Origin of the sequence: Marinomonas sp., from assembly GCF_965225885.1 — a bacterium.
Taxonomy (GTDB): domain Bacteria; phylum Pseudomonadota; class Gammaproteobacteria; order Pseudomonadales; family Marinomonadaceae; genus Marinomonas.
Genome location: NZ_OZ245329.1, coordinates 4,329,255 through 4,350,422, shown reverse-complemented (window position 1 = coordinate 4,350,422; position 21,168 = coordinate 4,329,255). Strand labels below are relative to the sequence as shown.

General features: G+C 44.4%; 17 protein-coding genes and 8 tRNA genes. 16 read left to right on the top strand and 9 right to left on the bottom strand.

The annotated features are described in order from the left end of the window. The first annotated feature begins 57 nt into the window (after positions 1-57). Positions 58-1,431, top strand: a complete 1,374-nt coding sequence (gene ppnN, locus ACO05V_RS20830) for a nucleotide 5'-monophosphate nucleosidase PpnN (RefSeq protein ID WP_421856098.1) — start codon at positions 58-60, stop codon at positions 1,429-1,431. A gap of 128 nt (positions 1,432-1,559) precedes the next feature. Here the strand turns inward: ppnN and glsB are convergent, their stop codons facing one another. From glsB to ACO05V_RS20805, 5 genes are all read right to left on the bottom strand, one after another. Beyond that, positions 1,560-2,471: a glutaminase B gene (glsB, locus tag ACO05V_RS20825; protein WP_421856095.1), complete on the bottom strand. Its 912-nt coding sequence runs from the start codon at positions 2,469-2,471 to the stop codon at positions 1,560-1,562. Between the two features lie 138 nt (positions 2,472-2,609). Beyond that, complete coding sequence (locus ACO05V_RS20820) at positions 2,610-4,295, bottom strand: choice-of-anchor I family protein (RefSeq protein ID WP_421856092.1); 1,686 nt, start codon at positions 4,293-4,295, stop codon at positions 2,610-2,612. A gap of 109 nt (positions 4,296-4,404) precedes the next feature. Beyond that, the gene (gene nudC, locus ACO05V_RS20815; protein ID WP_421856089.1) at positions 4,405-5,211 is read right to left on the bottom strand and encodes an NAD(+) diphosphatase; all 807 of its coding nucleotides are present in this window, start codon (positions 5,209-5,211) and stop codon (positions 4,405-4,407) included. Between the two features lie 73 nt (positions 5,212-5,284). Beyond that, positions 5,285-6,310: an L-threonine 3-dehydrogenase gene (tdh, locus tag ACO05V_RS20810; RefSeq protein ID WP_421856086.1), complete on the bottom strand. Its 1,026-nt coding sequence runs from the start codon at positions 6,308-6,310 to the stop codon at positions 5,285-5,287. Positions 6,311-6,313: 3 nt separating this feature from the next. Then, entirely contained in the window at positions 6,314-7,522 is a 1,209-nt protein-coding gene (locus ACO05V_RS20805) for a glycine C-acetyltransferase (protein WP_421856083.1), read from the bottom strand. Positions 7,523-7,720: 198 nt separating this feature from the next. Here ACO05V_RS20805 and ACO05V_RS20800 point away from each other — a divergent pair, with 198 nt between their 5' ends. From ACO05V_RS20800 to ACO05V_RS20760, 9 genes are all read left to right on the top strand, one after another. Then, the gene (locus ACO05V_RS20800; protein ID WP_421856080.1) at positions 7,721-8,785 is read left to right on the top strand and encodes a polysaccharide deacetylase family protein; all 1,065 of its coding nucleotides are present in this window, start codon (positions 7,721-7,723) and stop codon (positions 8,783-8,785) included. A gap of 62 nt (positions 8,786-8,847) precedes the next feature. Further along, positions 8,848-8,938: transfer RNA gene (locus ACO05V_RS20795), tRNA-Ser, on the top strand. A 41-nt stretch (positions 8,939-8,979) separates the two neighbouring features. Then, positions 8,980-9,055 (top strand) — tRNA-Asn (locus ACO05V_RS20790). 2 nt (positions 9,056-9,057) lie between these two features. Further along, positions 9,058-9,134 (top strand) — tRNA-Pro (locus ACO05V_RS20785). A gap of 27 nt (positions 9,135-9,161) precedes the next feature. Continuing rightward, a tRNA-His gene (locus ACO05V_RS20780) sits at positions 9,162-9,237 on the top strand. A gap of 13 nt (positions 9,238-9,250) precedes the next feature. Continuing rightward, positions 9,251-9,326 (top strand) — tRNA-Lys (locus tag ACO05V_RS20775). A 33-nt stretch (positions 9,327-9,359) separates the two neighbouring features. Next, a tRNA-Asn gene (locus ACO05V_RS20770) sits at positions 9,360-9,435 on the top strand. Between the two features lies 1 nt (position 9,436). Beyond that, positions 9,437-9,513 (top strand) — tRNA-Pro (locus ACO05V_RS20765). 30 nt (positions 9,514-9,543) lie between these two features. Further along, a tRNA-Lys gene (locus ACO05V_RS20760) sits at positions 9,544-9,619 on the top strand. A gap of 355 nt (positions 9,620-9,974) precedes the next feature. Here the strand turns inward: ACO05V_RS20760 and ACO05V_RS20755 are convergent. The 3 genes from ACO05V_RS20755 to ACO05V_RS20745 form a co-directional block, all read right to left on the bottom strand. Next, on the bottom strand, positions 9,975-11,330 hold the full coding sequence (locus ACO05V_RS20755) for a multicopper oxidase family protein (protein ID WP_421856077.1): 1,356 nt from the start codon (positions 11,328-11,330) through the stop codon (positions 9,975-9,977). 108 nt (positions 11,331-11,438) lie between these two features. After that, positions 11,439-13,274 carry an ABC transporter ATP-binding protein gene (locus tag ACO05V_RS20750; RefSeq protein ID WP_421856074.1) on the bottom strand — a complete coding sequence of 612 codons (1,836 nt, stop codon included), beginning with the start codon at positions 13,272-13,274 and terminating at the stop codon, positions 11,439-11,441. 138 nt (positions 13,275-13,412) lie between these two features. Then, on the bottom strand, positions 13,413-13,991 hold the full coding sequence (locus ACO05V_RS20745; RefSeq protein ID WP_421856071.1) for a hypothetical protein: 579 nt from the start codon (positions 13,989-13,991) through the stop codon (positions 13,413-13,415). Between the two features lie 223 nt (positions 13,992-14,214). Between ACO05V_RS20745 and ACO05V_RS20740 the strand changes: the two genes are divergently transcribed. The 6 genes from ACO05V_RS20740 (at position 14,215) to ACO05V_RS20715 (ending at position 19,492) form a co-directional block, all read left to right on the top strand. Then, positions 14,215-15,450 (top strand): cystathionine gamma-synthase family protein, encoded by a 1,236-nt coding sequence (locus tag ACO05V_RS20740; protein WP_421856068.1) that lies wholly within the window; start codon positions 14,215-14,217, stop codon positions 15,448-15,450. Positions 15,451-15,609: 159 nt separating this feature from the next. Further along, on the top strand, positions 15,610-16,416 hold the full coding sequence (locus tag ACO05V_RS20735) for a transporter substrate-binding domain-containing protein (protein WP_421856065.1): 807 nt from the start codon (positions 15,610-15,612) through the stop codon (positions 16,414-16,416). Positions 16,417-16,512: 96 nt separating this feature from the next. Beyond that, the gene (locus ACO05V_RS20730) at positions 16,513-17,457 is read left to right on the top strand and encodes an amino acid ABC transporter permease (protein WP_421856061.1); all 945 of its coding nucleotides are present in this window, start codon (positions 16,513-16,515) and stop codon (positions 17,455-17,457) included. Position 17,458: 1 nt separating this feature from the next. Beyond that, entirely contained in the window at positions 17,459-18,196 is a 738-nt protein-coding gene (locus tag ACO05V_RS20725) for an amino acid ABC transporter ATP-binding protein (RefSeq protein WP_421857045.1), read from the top strand. 64 nt (positions 18,197-18,260) lie between these two features. Continuing rightward, positions 18,261-19,154: a LysR substrate-binding domain-containing protein gene (locus tag ACO05V_RS20720; protein ID WP_421856059.1), complete on the top strand. Its 894-nt coding sequence runs from the start codon at positions 18,261-18,263 to the stop codon at positions 19,152-19,154. Between the two features lie 62 nt (positions 19,155-19,216). Continuing rightward, positions 19,217-19,492: a TIGR03643 family protein gene (locus ACO05V_RS20715; protein WP_421856057.1), complete on the top strand. Its 276-nt coding sequence runs from the start codon at positions 19,217-19,219 to the stop codon at positions 19,490-19,492. Between the two features lie 85 nt (positions 19,493-19,577). Here the strand turns inward: ACO05V_RS20715 and ACO05V_RS20710 are convergent, their stop codons facing one another. Further along, complete coding sequence (locus ACO05V_RS20710) at positions 19,578-21,164, bottom strand: inorganic phosphate transporter (protein WP_421856055.1); 1,587 nt, start codon at positions 21,162-21,164, stop codon at positions 19,578-19,580. Positions 21,165-21,168 lie beyond the last annotated feature (4 nt).

Sequence of the window (21,168 nt, the reverse complement as noted above, 5' to 3'; positions counted from 1 at the left end):
AATCTAAAAGCAATAAATTTAAAAGACACTCATAAAATGACAATAAGGAGGGCGATCATGCAGTATGAAGATCGCGTTGATGCGTTAGTCGCACCGAAAGGTTCGTTAGAAATGTTATCTCAAGATGAGATTTATCGTCTGTCAGAAGAATCCGGCCCACTTCATGAATTATTTCATCGTTGTGCTTTGGCTATTTTGAACTGCGGCAGTGATTCTGATGACCCGCAAGCAGCCATGGAAGAATTTAAAGATTTTGAAATCCACATCGTGCAACAAGAACGAGGCGTTAAGTTGCAATTGAAAAATGCACCGGGTAGCGCCTTTGTTGATGGCAAGATGATTAGCAGTGTGCGCGAAATGTTGTTTAGCGTATTGCGCGACATTATTTTCACTCAGCACGAATACATTCTTGCTCGTGGTTTAGAAAACGCCAGTTCAGACAAATTAACCAATGTGGTGTTTGAATTATTACGTAACGCGAATGTTTTCCGCCGTATTCAAAATCCAGACATGATTGTGTGTTGGGGTGGTCATTCTATTGCGCGTCACGAGTACGATTACACCAAACGCGTGGGCCATGAATTGGGTTTGCGTGAGCTAAATATTTGTACCGGTTGTGGACCGGGTGCAATGAAAGGGCCGATGAAAGGCGCCGCCATTGCTCACGCTAAACAACGTATCAAAAATGGTATCTATTTAGGCTTAACCGAGCCGGGCATTATTGCCGCTGAATCTCCGAATCCTATTGTGAATCAGCTGGTGATCATGCCAGACATTGAGAAGCGTCTTGAAGCCTTTGTTCGTGCTGGTCACGGCATTGTTGTCTTCCCAGGTGGTGCCGGAACCGCAGAAGAAATCTTATATATTTTGGGCATTTTGTTACACCCGAAAAATGCTGATGTGCCGTTTCCTTTGGTGTTTACTGGGCCAAAAGAAAGTGCGGATTATTTTGAGCAAATACATGCCTTTATCGGTGATGTATTAGGGGCGCAAGCACAGAATAAATACCGCATTATTATTGAAGATGAAGTGGAAGTGGCGCGAGCCATGAAGCAAGGTATGGAAGAAGTTCGCCAATACCGAAAAGCCCATCAAGATGCGTTTTACTACAATTGGAAATTGCATATTCCAGAAGAGTTTCAGTATCCGTTTGAACCAACACATGAAAAAGTGCGTGAGTTGAATCTGCACTTTAATCAAGAAACACACTTGCTTGCAGCAGATTTACGTCGGGCATTTTCGTCAATCGTTGCCGGCAACGTGAAAGCGCAAGGTGTGGCTTATATCAAAGAGTTTGGGCCATTTGAGATCCATGGTGATAAAGCTTTGTTGGCGAAGCTGGATGCCTTGTTACAAGCGTTCGTTCGTCAGCAACGTATGAAGTTGCCGGGCAGTGCGTATGTGCCGTGTTACAAAGTCATCACAGACTAACTGGATGGCTACTGCGCTTGCCAATACTTTGTTAAAAACAGTGATACTAAAAAAGGGCTGCTTGTGAAGCCCTTTTCTGTTTCTAGCTTTTAGTGTTTTGGTTCTGGTTCTGGTTCTGGTTTTTAAAACTAACCAAACACTGACCAGCCGATGCTTTCCGATAGCGCTTCAAGCGCTGCCATGCCAGCGAGTGAGTTGCCTGACTTATTGAGTTCGGGTGACCAAACACACACCGAAAAACGATTAGGGACGATGGCAAGAATACCGCCGCCTACACCGCTTTTTCCCGGTAGTCCAACACGATAAGCAAAGTTACCCGCTTCGTCGTATAAGCCGCTGGTGGCGAGTAGGCCGTTTACCTGAGTGGTTTCTCGCGCGCTCAGTACTTGCTCACCACTAAGCTGTGAGTAGCCCTTGTTGGCAAGGAAACTAAAGGCTTTGGCTAAATCTACACAGTTCATGCGCATGGCGCAGTTATCAAAGTAGCTATGCAACACGTCTTCTACATCGTTTTCAAAGTTGCCAAAGGCTTTCATCAAATACGCCATGGATGCATTGCGTGCTCTAAACTCGTATTCCGAGCTGGCAACGATTTTGTCTGAGTTCAATAGTGGATTATCGGCTAAGCGACGAATAAACTCTCGCATGGCGTAATGGGGCGAGGCAAAACGTGACTGATTCATGTCGCTGATGACCAAGGCGCCAGCATTGATAAAGGGGTTGCGGGGTACACCAGCTTCGTATTCTAGCTGAACTAAGGAATTAAACGGATGGCCAGACGGTTCGCGCCCAACACGTTTCCACATTTCTTCGCCATAATGTTTGATAGCAAGCGTTAAGCTAAAGACTTTAGAAATACTCTGGATAGAGAAGTCTGTGTAGGCTTGGCCGGCATGATAAAGCTCGCCGTCGTTGCTGTAGATGGCAATACCAAACTGATTAGGATCGACATTGGCCAATGCGGGAATGTAGTCTGCGACTTTGCCTAAACCGATTAATGGTTTTACTTTTTGTTCTATTGAATGCAGTAAATCTTCCACATCGCTCTCATTAAACAGTATTAAAGGGGGCGGCTAGTATAGAGAAAGTGATAGGGAAACCCCAGTGTAATTTTGTTAGAAAAAAGGCATTAAAAAGCCCCCAAAAAGAGGGGGCTATAAGTGATTTGTTATGGACAATTATTGACGTGGTGAAATGCCGTAAACCGAGGTGGTTCCGCTAACTTCATTGCCAACAATTAATAGAGCTTGACCCGTTGGGCTGTCTTCTTTTGATACAAAGCTCATGCCTTCTGGACCAAGATCACCAGCAGCAGAAGTATCTACTTTTGCATCAAAGTTTCGGCTTGTTAAATATTGCACAAACTGGCTTTTTGCTGGCGTGGTGATGTCGTAAACCATGATGCCGCCCACACGCTCTAAACCAATGAAGGCATAAGTGCGACCATCAATTTGACCTAGGGTGAGTGCTTCTGGCTCAGGGCCTTTGTCATCGCTACGACCATCGATTTTATTTGAATCATTCGACGCGTTAAAGCCATTTTCGCCTAATCGATCTGCCGTAATACGCTCGAAATCGCTGCCGCTGTCAAACACTTGCTCGCCAGTTTCACCGCTCCAGATAGAAAATGAACGAGCGCCGTAACCATACAACTCAGTAAAGGTGCAGTTGGTTGGTGCGCCTTTCACAAGTTCACAGCCTTTGGCACCTAATGTGCTGGTGATTTTCATGCGCCCTAGGTTTTTATCGTCTTCTAACTTGCCTTCAATGCTGTGCTTTAGCGGGCTAGTTAGCGCAAGGCGGCTGTTGAATTCAGCAAGGTCTTTGACTCGATATTCTTCGCTAAAGCCTTTGTAATCTCTAGAGTCGCCTTCGTTAGCAGTGACGATATAGGTTTTGCCTGAGATCATGTAAGAAGCAATAGTATCTGGCATGTACATGCCTAGAACAGGCCAGTTTTGCAGCTGAATGGTTTTATCTTTGTCACTCACATCAAGCTCATTACCAGTTTTGTTGTAATCTTTTACGCCTAAAGCCCAGATGGTATCGACTGATTTCTTTGAAAGATCAATTTTGGCAATGCCGTTATTTTCTTGTAGCGATACAAATGCGTAATGGTTGTCTTTAGATACTGTGATGTATTCTGGCTCTAGGTCTTGAGCTACGCTGGCATTAGGGCCAAAAATACGCAATCCAGCTGGACGTTCAGTAGCACGTGATCCGCCGTTATTGAAGTCACGGAATGACACCTCAGTGACATCTTTTTGACTTAATTTCGTGATGTCATTTGGGATAGCGATGATGCTGACACTGCCTTCTGGGTCGATAGTGTATTCATCGTTTGGCTCGCCTTCGTTCGCTACAACAACCTGCTTGCCATCGTGGGTAAAGGTCACCATATCAGGAAGTGCTCCGACTTTTACTGCTGTGATAAAGGCATGACCATCAATTTTGTAGAAAGCGATGTAGCCCATGTTCTGTTTTGGTTTGGCTTCAATGGCTACCGCCATAATGCCGTTATGAACGCTGACACTGTTTGCGGCGCCAAGGGTTATTCCCATTAAGTCTACAACGTCTTTGCTGACATCCAGTGTTTTGATTTTATTAGGCGACGTCGGGTTCTTCATAGAAAGAACATCAACTTTGCCAGAGTTTGCATTGACCACAAATGTCTCATGAGTTTTTGCATCATACGCCACAATCTCGGCAGCGCTGCCGTCAAAAACGCCAGATTCATAGCGGCCTAAGAAGTTCAGTTCAATAGAGGAGGTTGCAGATTGAGTGTCAGAATTATTTGTGGCACAGCCGCTTAATAAAGCAAGCGTGGTGCACAAAGGAAGCGTAATCGGAAGACGTAAACGCATGTTTTTGCTCCAAGTGGGGAAAAATTGTGCATCTACACTAACGTTTGAATATGACAAATAAATTGCAAATGCCAGTAAGTTTGTACTTACTTGCATTTGCAATCACAACTTAAGAGGCGTGATTTCTGATGTGGTCTACGTGTGAATTGATGAGCTGCCCAGAGATCGTCGCATTGTTGGGAATATTTGGTAAGTCGTCGATCTGATACCAATGGGCTTCTTCTATTTCACCGGGTGCGGGTGTGATTTCACCATCAGCGTAGTCTGCAAAGAATCCAGCCATTAATTGATGTGGAAAAGACCAAGGCTGGCTGCTGACATAGCGTATATTAGTGACTTCTAGGCCGACTTCTTCCCTTACTTCCCTTGCTACGGCTTGCTCCAATGTTTCGCCAGCTTCGACAAAACCAGCGATATTGCTAAATCTGCCTTTGGGCGCTTGTGGACCACGAGCGAGTAGTATTTGATTGCCTTTGCGGATTGATACAATCACACAAGGGGAAATTCTCGGATAATGGCGCAGGTTACAAGATGGGCAAATTTTTGTGTGCTCGGCTGCATGTTTTTCTTTCATCGGTGTGCCACAGCGGCCACAAAATTGATGGTCGCGATCCCATGTAGATAATTGGTGAGCACGGCTTAATAAAATGTAATTGTGTTGATCTTGTAAGAAGAGCAGATCTCTTAGACCAATTTCAGTAAAGCCTTTGGGAATAGATTCAAAACGACACACGAAGATATCTTGGCCATGCCATTGGCCACAATAGACAGCACTCATTTTTGAATTAGGTTGGAAATGTGTAAAAGGCGTAAGAAATTGATTTTCTGACTCTACTAATACTTGGTTTCGATATAGCAAAATGTAGAGCGCATCTTGATGGGGAAGCGGATGTGTTTGAGTGCCTATTTCTAACATGTGATTGCTCGGTTTGCGTCTAAAAGAATTACGCTAACGCGATCATCTTCTAGACGCAATAACCTAAGAGAATTTAATTCCAATCCAGAATAACTTTTCCTGATTGACCTGATCCCATGGTGTCAAAGCCTTGCTGAAATTCATCGACGTTAAAGCGATGGGTAATGATCGGACTAATGTCTAAGCCAGACTGCAACATCGCGACCATTTTGTACCAAGTTTCGTACATTTCTCGTCCATAAATGCCTTTGATGACCAGGCCTTTAAAGATCACTTGGTTCCAATCGATGAGTGTGCCTTTGCTCGGAATGCCCAGCATGGCAATTTTTCCGCCGTGGTTCATGCATTCCAACATGGAGCGGAAGGCCGTGTCATTGCCAGACATTTCCAAACCCACGTCGAATCCTTCATTCATGCCTATTTCTGTCATGACGTCTTTTAACGACTCATGACTAACGTTGACGGTGCGAGTGGCACCCATCTTCTTCGCTAGATCTAGGCGGAAGTCATTCACATCAGTAATCACCACATTACGTGCGCCTACGTGCTTAGCAATGGCTGCAGCCATAGCGCCAATTGGGCCTGCACCTGTGATTAAAACGTCTTCGCCGATTAAATCGAATGACAGAGCGGTGTGGGTCGCGTTACCAAATGGATCAAATATCGCGGCCATATCATCGCTAATATTGTCAGGGATTTTGAATGCGTTGCTAGCAGGAATGACTAAATATTCGGCAAATGCTCCGCTACGATTTACACCGACCCCGAGGGTTTTTCGACAGAGATGACGACGACCCGCACGACAGTTACGGCAATGACCACAAGTGATGTGGCCTTCGCCAGAAACGCGGTCACCAATCTTGAAGCCAGAGACTTCTGGGCCGATTTCTGTGATCACACCGACAAACTCATGACCAACAGTCATTGGTACTGGAATGGTGTTTTGTGCCCAATCGTCCCATTGATAAATATGCATGTCCGTTCCGCAGATCGCAGTTTTGCTTATTTTTATGACGACATCGTTATGTCCGCATTCTGGATGTGGAACCTCTGTCATCCAAATGCCTTTTTCGGCGTGAAGCTTCGCAAGCGTTTTCATTATTTATTTCCTTCCTTCAATGACGCCCATCTCGCGGCCTACTTTGGTAAAGGCGTCTATGGCGCGATCAAGTTGTTCCGTTGTTAGTGACGCTGACATCTGTGTACGAATTCTGGCCTTGCCCATTGGTACGACTGGATAAGCAAATCCTGTCACAAATATCCCTTCCTTATATAGCGCATTTGCCATCTCTTGTGCGAGTTTAGCATCACCTAAAATAACAGGAATGATTGGGTGGTCGCCAGGAACGAGGTTAAAGCCTAACGCGCTCATTTGAGTGCGAAAGTATTGGCTGTTTGCTTTTAATTGCTTACGGGCAGAATCGCCTTGTTTGAGAGACTCGATAATTTGTAAGCTGGTGGCGGTAATGACAGGCGCTAGTGAGTTAGAAAACAAATAAGGGCGAGAGCGTTGGCGTAACCAATCGACAATGCTTTTAGAGGCGCTGGTGTAGCCGCCAGACGCGCCACCAAGGGCTTTACCCAATGTACCAGTGATAATGTCGATACGACCCAGTACATCGCAATACTCATGGCTACCGCGGCCATTTTCTCCGAGAAATCCAACGGCATGTGAATCATCAACCATGACTAACGCGTCGTATTTATCGGCTAGATCACAAATGGATTTTAGATCGGCAATGATACCGTCCATAGAAAACACACCATCCGTTACAATCAACTTGGTTTTGGCGCCGTCTATATCGGCTTGCTGCAGCTTACCTTCCAGTTCACTCATGTCGTTATTGGCGTAGCGATAGCGCTTTGCTTTGCATAAACGAATGCCGTCAATAATGCTGGCGTGATTGAGTGCATCACTGATTACCGCGTCTTCTTCGCTTAATAATGTTTCAAATAGGCCGCCATTTGCATCAAAACAAGAAGAATACAAAATGGTGTCTTCCATTTGTAGGAAGTCGCTTAGGCTTTGTTCTAGTTGAGTATGAATGCTTTGTGTGCCGCAAATAAAACGTACGGAAGCCATGCCGTAGCCGTATTCGTCTAGCGCTTGATGAGCCGCTTTTGTGACTTGGCTATCGTTTGCTAACCCAAGGTAGTTATTCGCACAAAGATTGATTAAAGGTGTTTTGTCGGCGGTGGTGATTTGGCTGTCTTGTGGCGTAATAAGCGGGCGCTCTACTTTATAAAGACCTTCTTCTTTAAGTGTTTGAAGTTGATTGTCCAATTTTTTGTAAAAAACGGATTTGCTCATGATTTTTCCTCTTGTGGAGATTTTTATTCCTTTTGTTATGAATCCTTTATGTCTCTTGAGTGTAGGAGGGTGGCTTCAATATGAGTAGATGCAGTGACAACATAAAATAGGCATAACAGTTTCGGTTTTTGAACCTGCTGGTCATGTTGTGTGTTCGTCCGTAGAATGTGGGCAAATATTTAGCATAGAGGAAAAGACATGTTGTCAAAGGTTCATTACAGCATTTTGCTGGGAGCGTTGAGTGCCAGTGTGGCGGCTCAAGCTCAGGATTATTTACCCGTTCTGCAATATCACCATGTAAGTGCTAGTTCGCCTAAATCGACTTCTGTTACTCCTGAACAGTTTACCGAGCAAATGGATTACTTAAAAAGTGCAGGCTTTCAGGTGGTCGATCTACGTTCTGCATTGGATGACTTAAAAGCCAATAAGCCATTGCCTGAAAAAGCGGTGGCGATTTCGTTTGATGATGCTTACCGCAGTATTTATCAAGCAGGTTTTCCAATCCTTAAAGAAAGAAACTTTCCTTTTACAGTGTTTATTAATACCGAACCCGTTGAGCGTAAGAGTCGCAGCTTCTTAACCTGGGATCAGATGAAAGAAATGGAGCAGTCTGGTGGCGTGTTTGCCAATCACACCATTAGCCATCCTTATATGTTGCGCAAAGAAAAAGGGGAATCTGATGAGGCTTGGCTGTCCCGGATGACAAATGAAGTGAATACGGTTGAGAGTCTGCTTGAGAAAAACCTTGGACATTCACCAAAAATGTTGGCCTATCCTTATGGCGAATCAAATGCTCAGATTCGAACCATGATAAAAGAGCAAGGTATTATGGCGTTTGGCCAGCAATCGGGCGTAGTGAGTGCCGATTCTGATTTCGAGAACTTACCACGTTTTCCCGCTTCAGGCGCTTATGCCAAGCTATCTACGTTAAAGACGAAGCTAAATGCTAAGCCGATGCCTTTGTTATCTGAGAAGACAGGCGGGGATTATGCAACAGATCAGCCTGTTTCGATTAGCTTGACCTTTAAAGAGGGCAAGTATCGTTTGAAAGACTTAACCTGTTATGTAGCAGGCCAAGGTAAAGCTAAGCTAGATTGGGTGTCTGATACAGAAGTAACGGCGACTGCTGAGAAACCATTCGGCGTTGGTCGTGGCCGTATTAACTGCACTATGCCAGACAATTCAGGCAAGCATTATTACTGGTATTCCAATGTTTGGATCCGTTCTTCTCCTGATCAGGGCTATGTGAGTGAAAAAAGTTAAAGTTTTTTAAAAAAGAGGTTGCACTGAAATTTCAAATCAGTATTATACACCTCGCTCGCAACGGAGGGGTGGCAGAGCGGTTTAATGCACCAGTCTTGAAAACTGGCGTAGGTTAATAGCCTACCGAGAGTTCGAATCTCTCCTCCTCCGCCATCTTCTGAAGATGGTTGTTGTAAGCAAGATAAAATATTAGTTCCTCGATAGCTCAGTTGGTAGAGCAAATGACTGTTAATCATTGGGTCACTGGTTCGAGTCCAGTTCGAGGAGCCATTCGGAGTATAGCGCAGTCTGGTAGCGCGCCTGCTTTGGGAGCAGGATGTCGGGGGTTCGAATCCCTCTACTCCGACCATTTATTTTATCATCACCATTAGTAATGGTGGGCGTAGCTCAGTTGGTAGAGCTCCGGATTGTGATTCCGGCGGTCGTGGGTTCAAGCCCCATCGTCCACCCCATTACTTGATAGTTGGGTCGTTAGCTCAGTTGGTAGAGCAGTTGACTTTTAATCAATTGGTCACTGGTTCGAATCCAGTACGACCCACCAACTATCCCTATATAGAATTCAAGTCTGATTAATTCCTCGATAGCTCAGTTGGTAGAGCAAATGACTGTTAATCATTGGGTCACTGGTTCGAGTCCAGTTCGAGGAGCCATCGGAGTATAGCGCAGTCTGGTAGCGCGCCTGCTTTGGGAGCAGGATGTCGGGAGTTCGAATCTCTCTACTCCGACCATTAGTTATTCAAGTTTAAAAAATTATGAGCGGGTCGTTAGCTCAGTTGGTAGAGCAGTTGACTTTTAATCAATTGGTCACTGGTTCGAATCCAGTACGACCCACCATTCTTTTCATAATTATATTTATCTAAAAATCTTCCGTTTTATTCTTGGTCTTTCTCTAGATAGCTTCAAAATCGTCTATCGTCTATCGTCTATCGTCTATCGTCTATCGTCTATCGTCTATCGTCTATCGTCTATCGTCTATCGTCTATCGTCTATGTTTTGCTGATAGCGGTGTTTATTCATCAAGTGCAGACCAAAGCAGCTTTGATCAGGGAGGCTTTGACGACGTGGGCGCTTGGACGATTTTGGTAGCGATGATTTTATTTAGTCATAAACTCTGATAAATAAAAAAACCAGATCAACTGTTGTTTAAGTGATCTGGTTTTTTTGTTGGTGGTTTTGGTTTTTTCAAGCTTTACGTCACTTCAACAAAACTCATAAAGCCAGTTTTTAGGTGTTCGATAATATGACAGTGGTACATCCAGCGGCCCGGATTATCGGCTACTAGAGCAGCGAGCACGGTTTCATTCTGACCAAGCAAAACCGTATCTGAATGGAATGGTGTAATGGCTTTCTTGTTTGAACTTAACACGGTAAAGGTATGACCATGGATGTGGATCGGATGGTGGTACTGGGTTAAATTCGACAGTTCGAAAATATACGTTTTACCGCGTTCTAATGTGGCAAGAGGATCAGGAATGTGGCCTTTCGACATGCCTTCCCAGGAGCGGCGATTCATTGTCCAGAAGTTGTAGCTCACCTTGCCATTTTTCTCTATCGGTGTGATGTTGGCGTTCCATTCAAAAGCAAACTTGATTGTTTCTGCATTATCTAAATCTGGTGCTGGAATTGGGTTAAGTGGCAGCTTAGGTAAGCTGCGGTCTTTAAGCTGACTCGCCACTGTTTTGATGGTCACCATTGGTTTGCTCTTATGTTTAAAGGTGACGGTTTCTCCTACCTTGCTTGGGGCGATTACACCAAGGTCAAGACGCATTCCCGGTGCGGCCATGTGATTGGTTAACGCAACGGGTTCTGCAATTGGGTTGCCATCAATAGCAAGAATCTTAGCGGCTGGATCGGTTGAGTTTATCTGGTACATCACTGTGTTATCAACGTTCAAGAAACGCACTCGAATTGCTCCGCCAGCGGGAACTTCATAGGTTGGGTGAATTTCACCATTGATGGTCATGACGCGGCCGGGTGTGCCCATACGAAAAGCATTTTGTGGTGTCGTCAAAGCGGTAAAAGAGCCATCGTCTTTGATGTGCCAGTTCTTCATACAAAGCACCAGATCTTCATCAAAGTCTGGCTTTTCCGCTTCATCCACAATTAATGCGCCAACCAAGCCTTTGCCAAGTTGTTCGACACTGTTCATGTGGGGATGATACCAAAAAGAACCCGCATCGGGTGGCGTGAACTCATAGTCGAAAGTTTCGCCGGGCATAATTGGTGGTTGGCTTAAAAAAGGCACGCCGTCCATGGCAATCGGGATTCTCATGCCGTGCCAATGAATCGTGGTGGGCTCGTTTAGCTTGTTTATGACTCGAATGCGCACAGGCTGATGTTGTTTGGCACGAATCACTGGTGCAGGGTAACCGCCATTAAAGCAAAGTGCAGGCGTACTGCCACCAGACACAATATTGACATCAGCAGGTTCGACGATTAATTCATAGTCGAAACCCGCAGACGGTGTAGCGGCAAGAACGACTCTAGGTAGCGTACTTGTCATGGCCACAAATAGGCTGGATTTTATAAAATTACGTCGGTTCAAAGCAGTTTTTCCTGTGCAATTATTCTGGTGAAATTGGCCAAAGAGCGAATCTAATGGTGCAGAGCATAACAAAAAATGCGCCTCAATAAATTGGCTTTAATCAGCTTTCTAGCGATAACCCTGCGCCTGCAAGGTAAACAAATGCGCGTATTGGCCTTGTTGAGCCAGAAGGGAATCGTGGGTGCCGCGTTCTTTGATTTGTCCATGTTCCATGACGATGATCTCGTGTGCGAGACGCACCGTGGAAAATCGATGGGAAATCAGAATTGCCATTTTGTCTTTGGTGTGTTCTTGGAAATGCTGGAAAATATTGGCTTCAGCTTGAGCATCCATGGCCGCAGTTGGTTCATCTAATACCAAAATATCGGCGTCTTCGCGCATGAAAGCTCGCGCCAAGGCGATTTTTTGCCATTGCCCACCAGACAATTCTTGTCCGCCTCGGAACCAACGACCAAGCTGAGTTTGATAGCCGTTTTCAAGTTCAGTAATAAAGTCGGTGGCCTTGCCAAGTTCGGCGGCTTTTTTCCAACCGGTTTGATCGTTAAATCTGTCGTTGTCGCCAGCGCCAATGTTCTCGCCAACAATAAATTGATAACGCACAAAGTCTTGGAATATAACGCCAACACGCTTTAGCAGGGCGCTTTCTTCCCATTCCAGCAAGTCCAAACCATCTAACAAAATGCGCCCTCGAGTTGGATTATATAGACGAGTTAACAGTTTGATTAGCGTGGTTTTGCCTGAGCCATTTTCACCGACAATCGCGAGGCTGTGGCCGGGGCGAATGTGTAGGTTGATGTTGGCAAGAGCAGGCCTTTCGCTGCCCGGATATTGGAAGGTGACATTTTCAAAACGAATGCCATCGTTTGGAGTTGGTCCTATTAACAAACCGGATGTTGAAAGCGGCGTTTCTTGTTCTAGATACTCGTAGAGGTTGGATAAATACAAATTGTCTTCGTACATGCCACTAATGGCTGTCAGCGAGGCCGAAACCGAGCTTTGACCTTGCTTGAATAACAGCAAATACATGGTCATTTGGCCCAAGGTAATCGCACCAATAATGGTATCGCTGACGATCCAACCATAGGCACCATAAAACACTAAGGTACTTATCACGCCGAGGGCGAAGCCCCAGCTTTCGCGACGTAAGATCAGTTTTTTGCTTTCTTTGAATAGCTTGATGAATATTTCGGTGTAGCGCTGTAAAAAACGATCGCCCAGTTGGTACAAGCGAACTTCTTTGATGTTGTCTTCCCGAGCCAATAAGGTTTCTAGATAGTTTTGCTGACGGACTTCTGGCGAGCGCCAACGGAACATTAAAAAAGCATCGCCAGAAAACTTGGCTTCAGCGATAAAAGAAGGCAAAGCACCACAAATCAACAACGCCAACGCCCACGGAGAAAAGTGCCACAGCAAGACCGCAAAGCTGGATAACGTGATGGCATTTTGCAGCAAGGCAAAGGTTTTATTTACTAGAGCAAGAGGACGACTAGATGCTTCGCGGCGAGCGCGAACCAGCTTGTCGTAAAATTCAGAATCTTCGAAATGCGAGAGGGTTAAGCTTTGGGCTTTTTCTAATATTAGCAAGTTGACTTTTTGACCTAATAAACCTTGTAAAATGGCCTGCTGAGCGCTTAATGCGCGTTGCGCGGCGGCAATCACCAACACCAAGATTCCTTCTAATACCACATAGTTGAGTGCGGTTTGATAGTGCAAAACTTGGTCTTGTTTATAGCTTTCCATGGCGGCAACAACCGCATCGACGATTAATTGTCCGACATACGCCATCGCCGCAGGCAGCACACCAGCAATCAGTGTTGCCAGTGCTAAGCCAATGGTTAACGCAGGCGAGGTTTTCCACACCAAATCTATGGCGCGGCGGCTATAACGAAACACGCCAAGCATGTTTTTATCGACAGTATTATTTGGCGTAGCAGAGGGTTTCATTAACGATCCTGAACAAATTGAGAGAGCGGAACTATGACATAAAGTATACGTCAGATAAGTTTGTTGGGAGAGTTGTTTTAGAAAGAGCTAGGATTTAGATTCAGAGAAGAGCTCTTGTAACAAGAGCTCTGGGTATGATTAGAAACTTAGACCAGCAACAAAAGCAATACTTGAGCCATCAGCCTTTGTTGAATCTTCATTTTTGAATTCATATTCAATATTTGTATAGCGTAAGCCTAGGTCCATGGCCAAGGAGTCATTACTGTATACTTGGTAATTGGCTTCTAAAACAATGCCAAGAGCGTTTTTTGCCTCTACTGAAAAAACTCCATCATCGGCAGTAATTTTAAATTTAGTGTTTATATGATAAGTTATTCCGCCGTTTAATAGTAGTTTGCCTACTTTCTGGGAAAGGAGTAGGTCTATTGGAAGCCGAGAAAATTTAATTTTCCCTTGTGAGCCGTCTAGACTGTCTTCTAGATTATTTATTGCTACTTTGTATCCGAATCCATCATCATTTAAAGAGCCTGCAAGGTATAATCCTATTAAAGTGCCGTCGCCAGCTCCAATGGCCAGAGTTTCAGAATTATTTTCTGCTACAAGGTTGTCCCCACCTTTTGAAGATCCTAATTGCAGCCCATATTTGATGTCACCTGCATTCGCAAATGATGCGCCCGCTATCAATGATGCAGCCAATGCAATTTTAGTAAATTTCATATAATTCCCTATCCCTTATGATTGTGTAAAAACAGCGTAATTTTATGTAATTTTAAGTAAGGGTGAAAGTGTTTTATACCGCTGTTTCTTGGTTTTTTATCCATTAAAAAAACCGCCCCTTAGTGCTTGATAAGATGATTTCTCGCGTTTTCATGGTTTGGCTATAGTGAAAGCCAATTGAATTTGTATTGGCTGTTCGGCCATTAATTGTGAGAAATCTGTAATGAGTAATAAATTGGCTAAGTCGGCTCTTAAGCAAGCGGGAAGTGGAACGCGTTCGGTGTGGAGCGGCGAGCAAGTGGATCACCCTTATCGTGCGACGCAAACTCCTATTGTCGCCAGTGCTGCTTATGGCTACCAAGATATTGATGAATGGTACGACGTTGCTTTGGGTACTGCCCCCGGTTTTATTTATAGCCGCATGAGTAATCCTACCGTAGGAACTTTAGAAGCCAAGATTTGTGGTTTAGAAAATGCCGAGTCGGCGGTTGCTTTTAGCACTGGCATGGCGGCGATCAGCAGTGTGCTTTATACCTTTTTGTCGAATGGTTGCCGAGTAGTGTCAACGAAAGACAGTTACGGCGGTACCAATAAAGTCTTTGAAGAATTTTTACCGCGTATGGGCGTGAGCGTGACGCTTTGCGAAACGCACAGTCATGAGCAAATCGAAGCGGAAATCGCCATTGGCTGTGATGTTTTGTATCTGGAAACACCGACTAACCCGACGTTGAAAATTGTCGATGTAAAACGTCTTGTGGCAGCGGCTAAAAAAGTTGGCGCCTTGGTTATCGCCGACAACACGTTTGCGACACCACTGAATCAAAGTCCTTTGGAGCTGGGCGTCGACATTGTTGTGCACAGTGCGACCAAGTTTTTGAGCGGTCACGCCGATGCCATGGGTGGTTTGGTTTGTGGCACCGAAGAACTGATGGCAAAGGTTCGTCATTATCGAGAAATTAATGGTGCGTCGTTGGATCCCTTTTCGGCCTATTTGATTATTCGTGGCATGAAAACCTTGGCTCTACGTATTCGTCAGCAACAAAACAGCGCGCAGGCGATTGCGGAATATTTATTGACTGAACCCTTGGTGGAAGCGGTGAATTATCCAGGTCTGCCAAGTCACCCGAATCATGCTATTGCTTGTGAACAAATGAAAGGCTTTGGCGCCATTGTCAGTTTTGTACTGATCGGTGGTATGGATACAGTGAAGATCTTATTGCCGCAATTACAATACGCTCATTGTGCTGGTAACTTGGGCGCGGTAGAAACCATTTACGGGCCAGCCAGAACCACAAGCCATGTTGAAAATACTTTAGAAGAGCGTTTAGCGCTGGGCATTTCTGAAGGTTTAGTGCGGATATCTGTGGGGATCGAAGACACTGAAGATTTAATCGCTGATTTACAGCAGGCGTTTGAACGAGTCAGGGCGCTTTCTCGCTCAGAAACTGACTTGGCTTAACTTTGAGCAAAATGAAAAAAACGATGGAATACATTAATGTTTCAATAGGGACTGTTAGTGTCAACTCCTGTATTATGCGCCGCTAGAAAATGGCGTTAGGGTCATGCATTTAAAACAAATTAGGGTTTGTTTTTTTACATAAACTGGGGACATATAAGAATGAAAAAAATATTTATAGCAGCATTGGCTCTATGTAGCGCAACACTGGCATCAGCTTCAGATAATGATTTGTGGGAAAATTCCACTTTAAATCAAGTGCTTAACCGCGGAGAGTTACGTGTTTGTGCAGAAGCGGGTTATATGCCGTTTGATATGCGCGACAAAAAAGGCAACATCGTTGGTTTTGACGTTGATATTGCGAAAACCATGGCTAAGGCGATGGGTGTAAAACTGGATATTCGTAACACAGCATGGGATGGCATTATCCCTGCATTGTTAACTGACAAGTGCGATATCATTATTTCTGGCATGACAATTACGCCTGAGCGCAACTTGAAAGTGAACTTTACTGATCCCTACATTGTGGTTGGTCAAACGATTCTTTTGAGCCCTGAGCTAAAAGGTAAAGTCACAAATTATCGTGATTTAAACGATGCTAAATACACTGTAGCGACTAAATTGGGTGCGACATCTGATTACGCTGTAAAAAGATACATGAGCAAAGCCAAGTTGAACCTGTTTGAAACAGAGTCAGAAGCAGCGCTAGAAGTGGTAAATGGTAATGCTGATGCTTTCGTTTATGACTTGCCATATAACGCAATTTACGCGTCACAAAGTGAAGGTAAGGTTGTGCATTTAGACGAGTCCTTCACTTATGAGCCTCTAGGTTTTGCAATTCGTAAGGGTGATCCAGATTTCATGAATTTCTTAAACAACTACCTCGCGCAAATTAAAGGTGATGGTACTTACGATAAAATCTATCAAAAATGGTTTGCTAGTAATTCTTGGTTAAGTAACGTTCAGTAAGCTTAATATCAATAAAAAGTGGCGCAGTTTAGCGCCACTTTTTGTTTCTTTGATTTATTTTCTGTGAGTTAAAAAAAACGACGGGGCTTCTCATCGATGGAAAAACAATCTCATCTGCTTTTGTGGAAAGCGGTCTTTGTTCTAATCATCATAGGACTGGGCTTTGGCATTTATGCTGGCAGCAAAAATATTGACTACACTTGGCGCTGGGAACGTATTCCGCAGTACATAATTAATACCGAAGCGACAACGGTTCGATCGCCTTTTGATGGTTCTGCAACGATTGAAAAGGGGAAGTTGATTGTTAGTTCCGATTACGGTGACGATCCGTTAGTGATCAAAAAGTTTGATAACTTACTGGTTAGTAATGGCGATTTGGTGTTTGAGGGCGATCCACTTGCCGAAGTAGAAAACTGGAATATTGGCCCGCTCACGTGGGGGCTGGTGATGACATTACAGTTGTCTGTGGTGTCCTTGGTTTTTGCTGTGGTTATCGGGCTGTTTGCTGGTTTGGCTCGTATATCGACGAATCCTGCGTTGCGTTATTTGTCCGTTACCTACATTGAATTGATTCGTGGCACGCCATTATTAGTACAGATTTTTATCTTCTACTTTTTTATTGGTACCGTGTTGGATTTGGATCGTTTTACTGCCGGTGTGGCGGCCTTGTCTGTGTTTACTGGCGCTTATATCGCAGAAATCGTGCGTTCTGGTATTCAGTCTATTAGTCCAGGTCAAATGGAAGCAGCACGCAGCTTAGGCATGAATTATGTTCAAGCCATGGTTAATGTGATTTTACCGCAGGCGTTTAAACGTACTCTACCGCCAATGGCCGGACAGTTTATTAACTTGATTAAAGACTCGTCTTTGGTGTCGGTTATCTCCATCACAGATTTAACCAAGGCTGGACGCGAAGTGGTGAGTTCTACTTTCGCGCCATTTGAAGTCTGGTTCGCCGTTGCGCTGATGTATTTAATATTAACTGGGGCTTTATCTTGGGCCATTCAGCGTCTTGAAAAGAGGTTATCTGCCAGTGACTAATATGACCGAGAAGAGCATCATTCAAGCTCGCAATATCGAAAAGATTTACCCGAATGGCTGTCATGCTTTAAAAAATGTTTCCCTCGATATTAATCGTGGTGAAGTCGTAGTGATTATTGGGCCAAGTGGCTCAGGTAAGTCGACATTTTTACGCACCTTAAATCAGCTAGAGACCATTTCTGATGGCACGATTCACATTGATGAAGTGAGTTTGACCGATAGGAAAACCAACATCAATAAAGTACGCGAAGAAGTGGGCATGGTGTTCCAGTCCTTTAATCTTTTTCCACACAAAACGGCGCTTGGTAACGTGGCTTTATCTCCGATTAAGGTGAAGAAAAAGCCTCGTGCTGTCGCGGAACAAGAAGGCCGTGAATTGCTGAAAAAAGTGGGTCTGGCGGATCGCATGAATAACTATCCATCGCATTTGTCTGGTGGTCAGCAGCAGCGTGTGGCAATCGCGAGAGCGTTAGCCATGCACCCTAAGATTATGCTGTTTGATGAACCTACTAGTGCGCTTGATCCAGAAATGGTCGGGGAAGTATTGGACGTTATGAAAAGCCTCGCCGGTGACGGTATGACCATGGTCGTGGTGACCCATGAGATGGGCTTTGCTCGCGAAGTGGCTGATCGCGTGGTGTTCATGGAAGACGGTGAGTTAGTCTTCGAAGAAAGCCCAGAGCGCTTTTTTAGTTCTGACAATCCGCGTCTACAACGTTTCCTTGGGCAAGTCCTCTAGTATTGATGACAAATCTTGGCCACAATTGTTGGTCAAGATTCTCTCCTTTTTTTGGCTATTCATCATGAATAAGAAATCCCTTCCTCCATTAAATTGGCTGCATACCTTTGAAGTGTCGGCTCGATGTCTTAATTTTACTCATGCTGCTGAAGAGTTGTGCTTAACCCAGGGGGCAGTGAGTCAGCAGATTCGTTTGTTAGAAAGTCATTTGGGTGTGTCGTTATTCAAACGTTTGCCACGTGGTTTGAGTCTAACGGAAGAAGGGCGTTCTTACTTTCCTGTGGTAAAAGATGCGATTTCTCGTTTGACCGTTGGCACGAACGAGATCTTTACCCAGCACGATAAACAAACGATCAAAGTGTGTGGCAGTTTGTCGTTTTTTTCTCACTGGTTAGCGCCCAAACTTGCTGATTTTAGTGCGGCTTATCCCCAGTATGATATTCGTTACGTGAGTAATATCTGGGTGCAAGCATTAGACGATGAAGACGATATGGAAATTCGCTGGGGACATGGTGAGTGGCCCGGATTGATCTCGCAACGATTAACTTGGGACGCCTTGGTGCCAGTGTGTTCCCCTGAATTGATGGCACGATCGCCTTTGTTAGAGCCTGCGGATTTGGCGAATCATTCACTTCTTCATGTTATCGGCTACGAAGAGGGGTGGGGTTATTGGTTGAACATCATGGGCGTTGATAGCGTCGATTCGTCTGTCGGTATGCAATTCGATACGCTTGTGTCGACATTGCGCATGGCTGAGCTTGGGCAAGGTGTGGCCTTGGCGCGTTCTTCTATGGTGGAAGACATGTTAAATGAAGGCAAACTAGTCGCACCGTTTGGACAAGGCATTGAAGCCAGTGAATCATTTTATTTAGTACGACGATCTGGTGCTGAATTACATGGTGCTGCTATGGTGTTTTTTGATTGGCTGGTAAGACAGGCTCATCTCGCCAAAAAATAGGTGATCTGTTGATTGAAGTCTTTCGTATAACTCACATAACGGTTATTACTTAAGGGCATATTTTGACTCCAGACTATATTTTGACTCCAGACAAGTCACGAATTATCGAAATGGCTTGGGAAGACCGCACGCCATTTGAAGCCATTCAAACGCTTTACGGGCTTTCAGAGCCTGATGTTATTTTGTTAATGCGTAGCAACCTTAAAGCTAAAACCTTTAAAAATTGGCGGGCTAGAGTGTCTGGGCGTGCGAGTAAACATCTGGCGCTACGCAATCCTGATATTTCTCGAGGCTACTGTAAAACGCAGTATAAAATCCGTGCAAATAAAGGACGCTGAATGGTTTTACCTTATCGAATAAAAAAAGACGACCCAGTGATGAGTCGTCTTTTTTGCGTGTTCTGTTCTCTATGGCTGAATTGAGTTAGGCCAAGCTCAAGCTATTGAGGATCAAGAAGCTAACAGCAGAAAGAATACCGGCAGCTGGTAAGGTAATGATCCAAGCCATGCCGATAGGTTTCATTAGTTGCCAGTTTGCCGCACCATTCACCATGCCCACACCTAATACGGCACCGATTAAAATATGCGTACTGGAAACCGGTAAACCTAGAATGGAAGCGATCATAACGACAGCAGCGGCAGCTAATTCCGCTGAAAAGCCAGAAGCCGGATGCATTTTAGTAAGATTGTGACCTACCGTTTGGATGACTTCTTTACCGATGAACCATAAACCAACGATAAGTGCGACACCAAAGGTTAGCATGGCAATGGTTGGAACCGCGGCTTTTGAGCCAATTTCACCGGTTCGTAGAATGTCCATGATAGCTGCGAAAGGGCCAATCGCATTGGCTATATCGTTCGCGCCATGGCTAAAGGCAAAACCTGCCGCAGTAAAAACCTGCATCCAACTAAAAAGCAGAAAGGTCGATTTGTCTAATGATTTGCCTTTCAACGTTTTAGTGAAGATAGCCATGATTAACCAAACAATGGCGCCGATCATGCCGATAATCAGATAATTATCCAGCTGTGTTAATCCTAGGTTCATGTGCTTCAAACCTTTAAAAATCAACATGGCCGAAATTAACGTTGCGCCAAGAGCTGCAAAGATCGGAACATATACTTCTAGTGCTTTGGTAGCATTTAGCTCATTACGTTTTGATTCAATTTCATGAAGTTCTTTATAATAATCAGACTCCAGTTCATCTTTATCAAAATCGCCTTCCTTAACAGTGAGAGCATCACGAGCCATTTGCGTGGTGTAGGAAATTTGTTGAATTTCCGCCATGCGCTCAAAGGCTTTTTTGTGTTCTGCTTTGTAGGCTTTTTTCTCTTCTTTAATTTTTACCAACTCTTCAGAGGCTTGATCATTAAAATTAAGAATGTATTTTTTGATTTGTGAATACAAAAGGTAAGCCGCGACTCCACCAAGCACTGGAGACAAAACCCAAGAAATCGCAATCGTGCCGATTTGATCCCATTTAACCAAAGCAAAGCCTGTTTCTGCGCCACCAATTAAAAATCCTAATGTAATCGAGCTGCCAACAATACCGCCAATGATTGAATGCGTTGTTGATACTGGCCAGCCCCTTTTCGTAGCGATCAATAGCCAAATAGCTGCCGCAAGCAGTGCCGACATCATAATGTAGACAAATTGCATCGGATCGACTTGTATTTGTGATAGATCAACAATGCCTTTACGAATTGTTTTAGTTACTTCACCACCTGCAATGACAGCGCCGCTTACTTCAAAAATGGCTGCGACTAACAGGGCTTGTTTGATTGTTAATGTGCCTGCGCCGACGCTGGTGCCGAATGAGTTTGCAACATCATTACCACCAATATTAAATGCCATGAAGACACCAAATAGTGTGGCAAGAATAAATAAAATGACATGATTGGAATTGGTGTAATTCAATCCCCAAAAGATGAAATAGGCAATGGACACTAAGAAAATAGCAGCAAAGAAAATATTAAAACTTCTATCGCTGTTATTCTGTTCAATTACAGACATAACG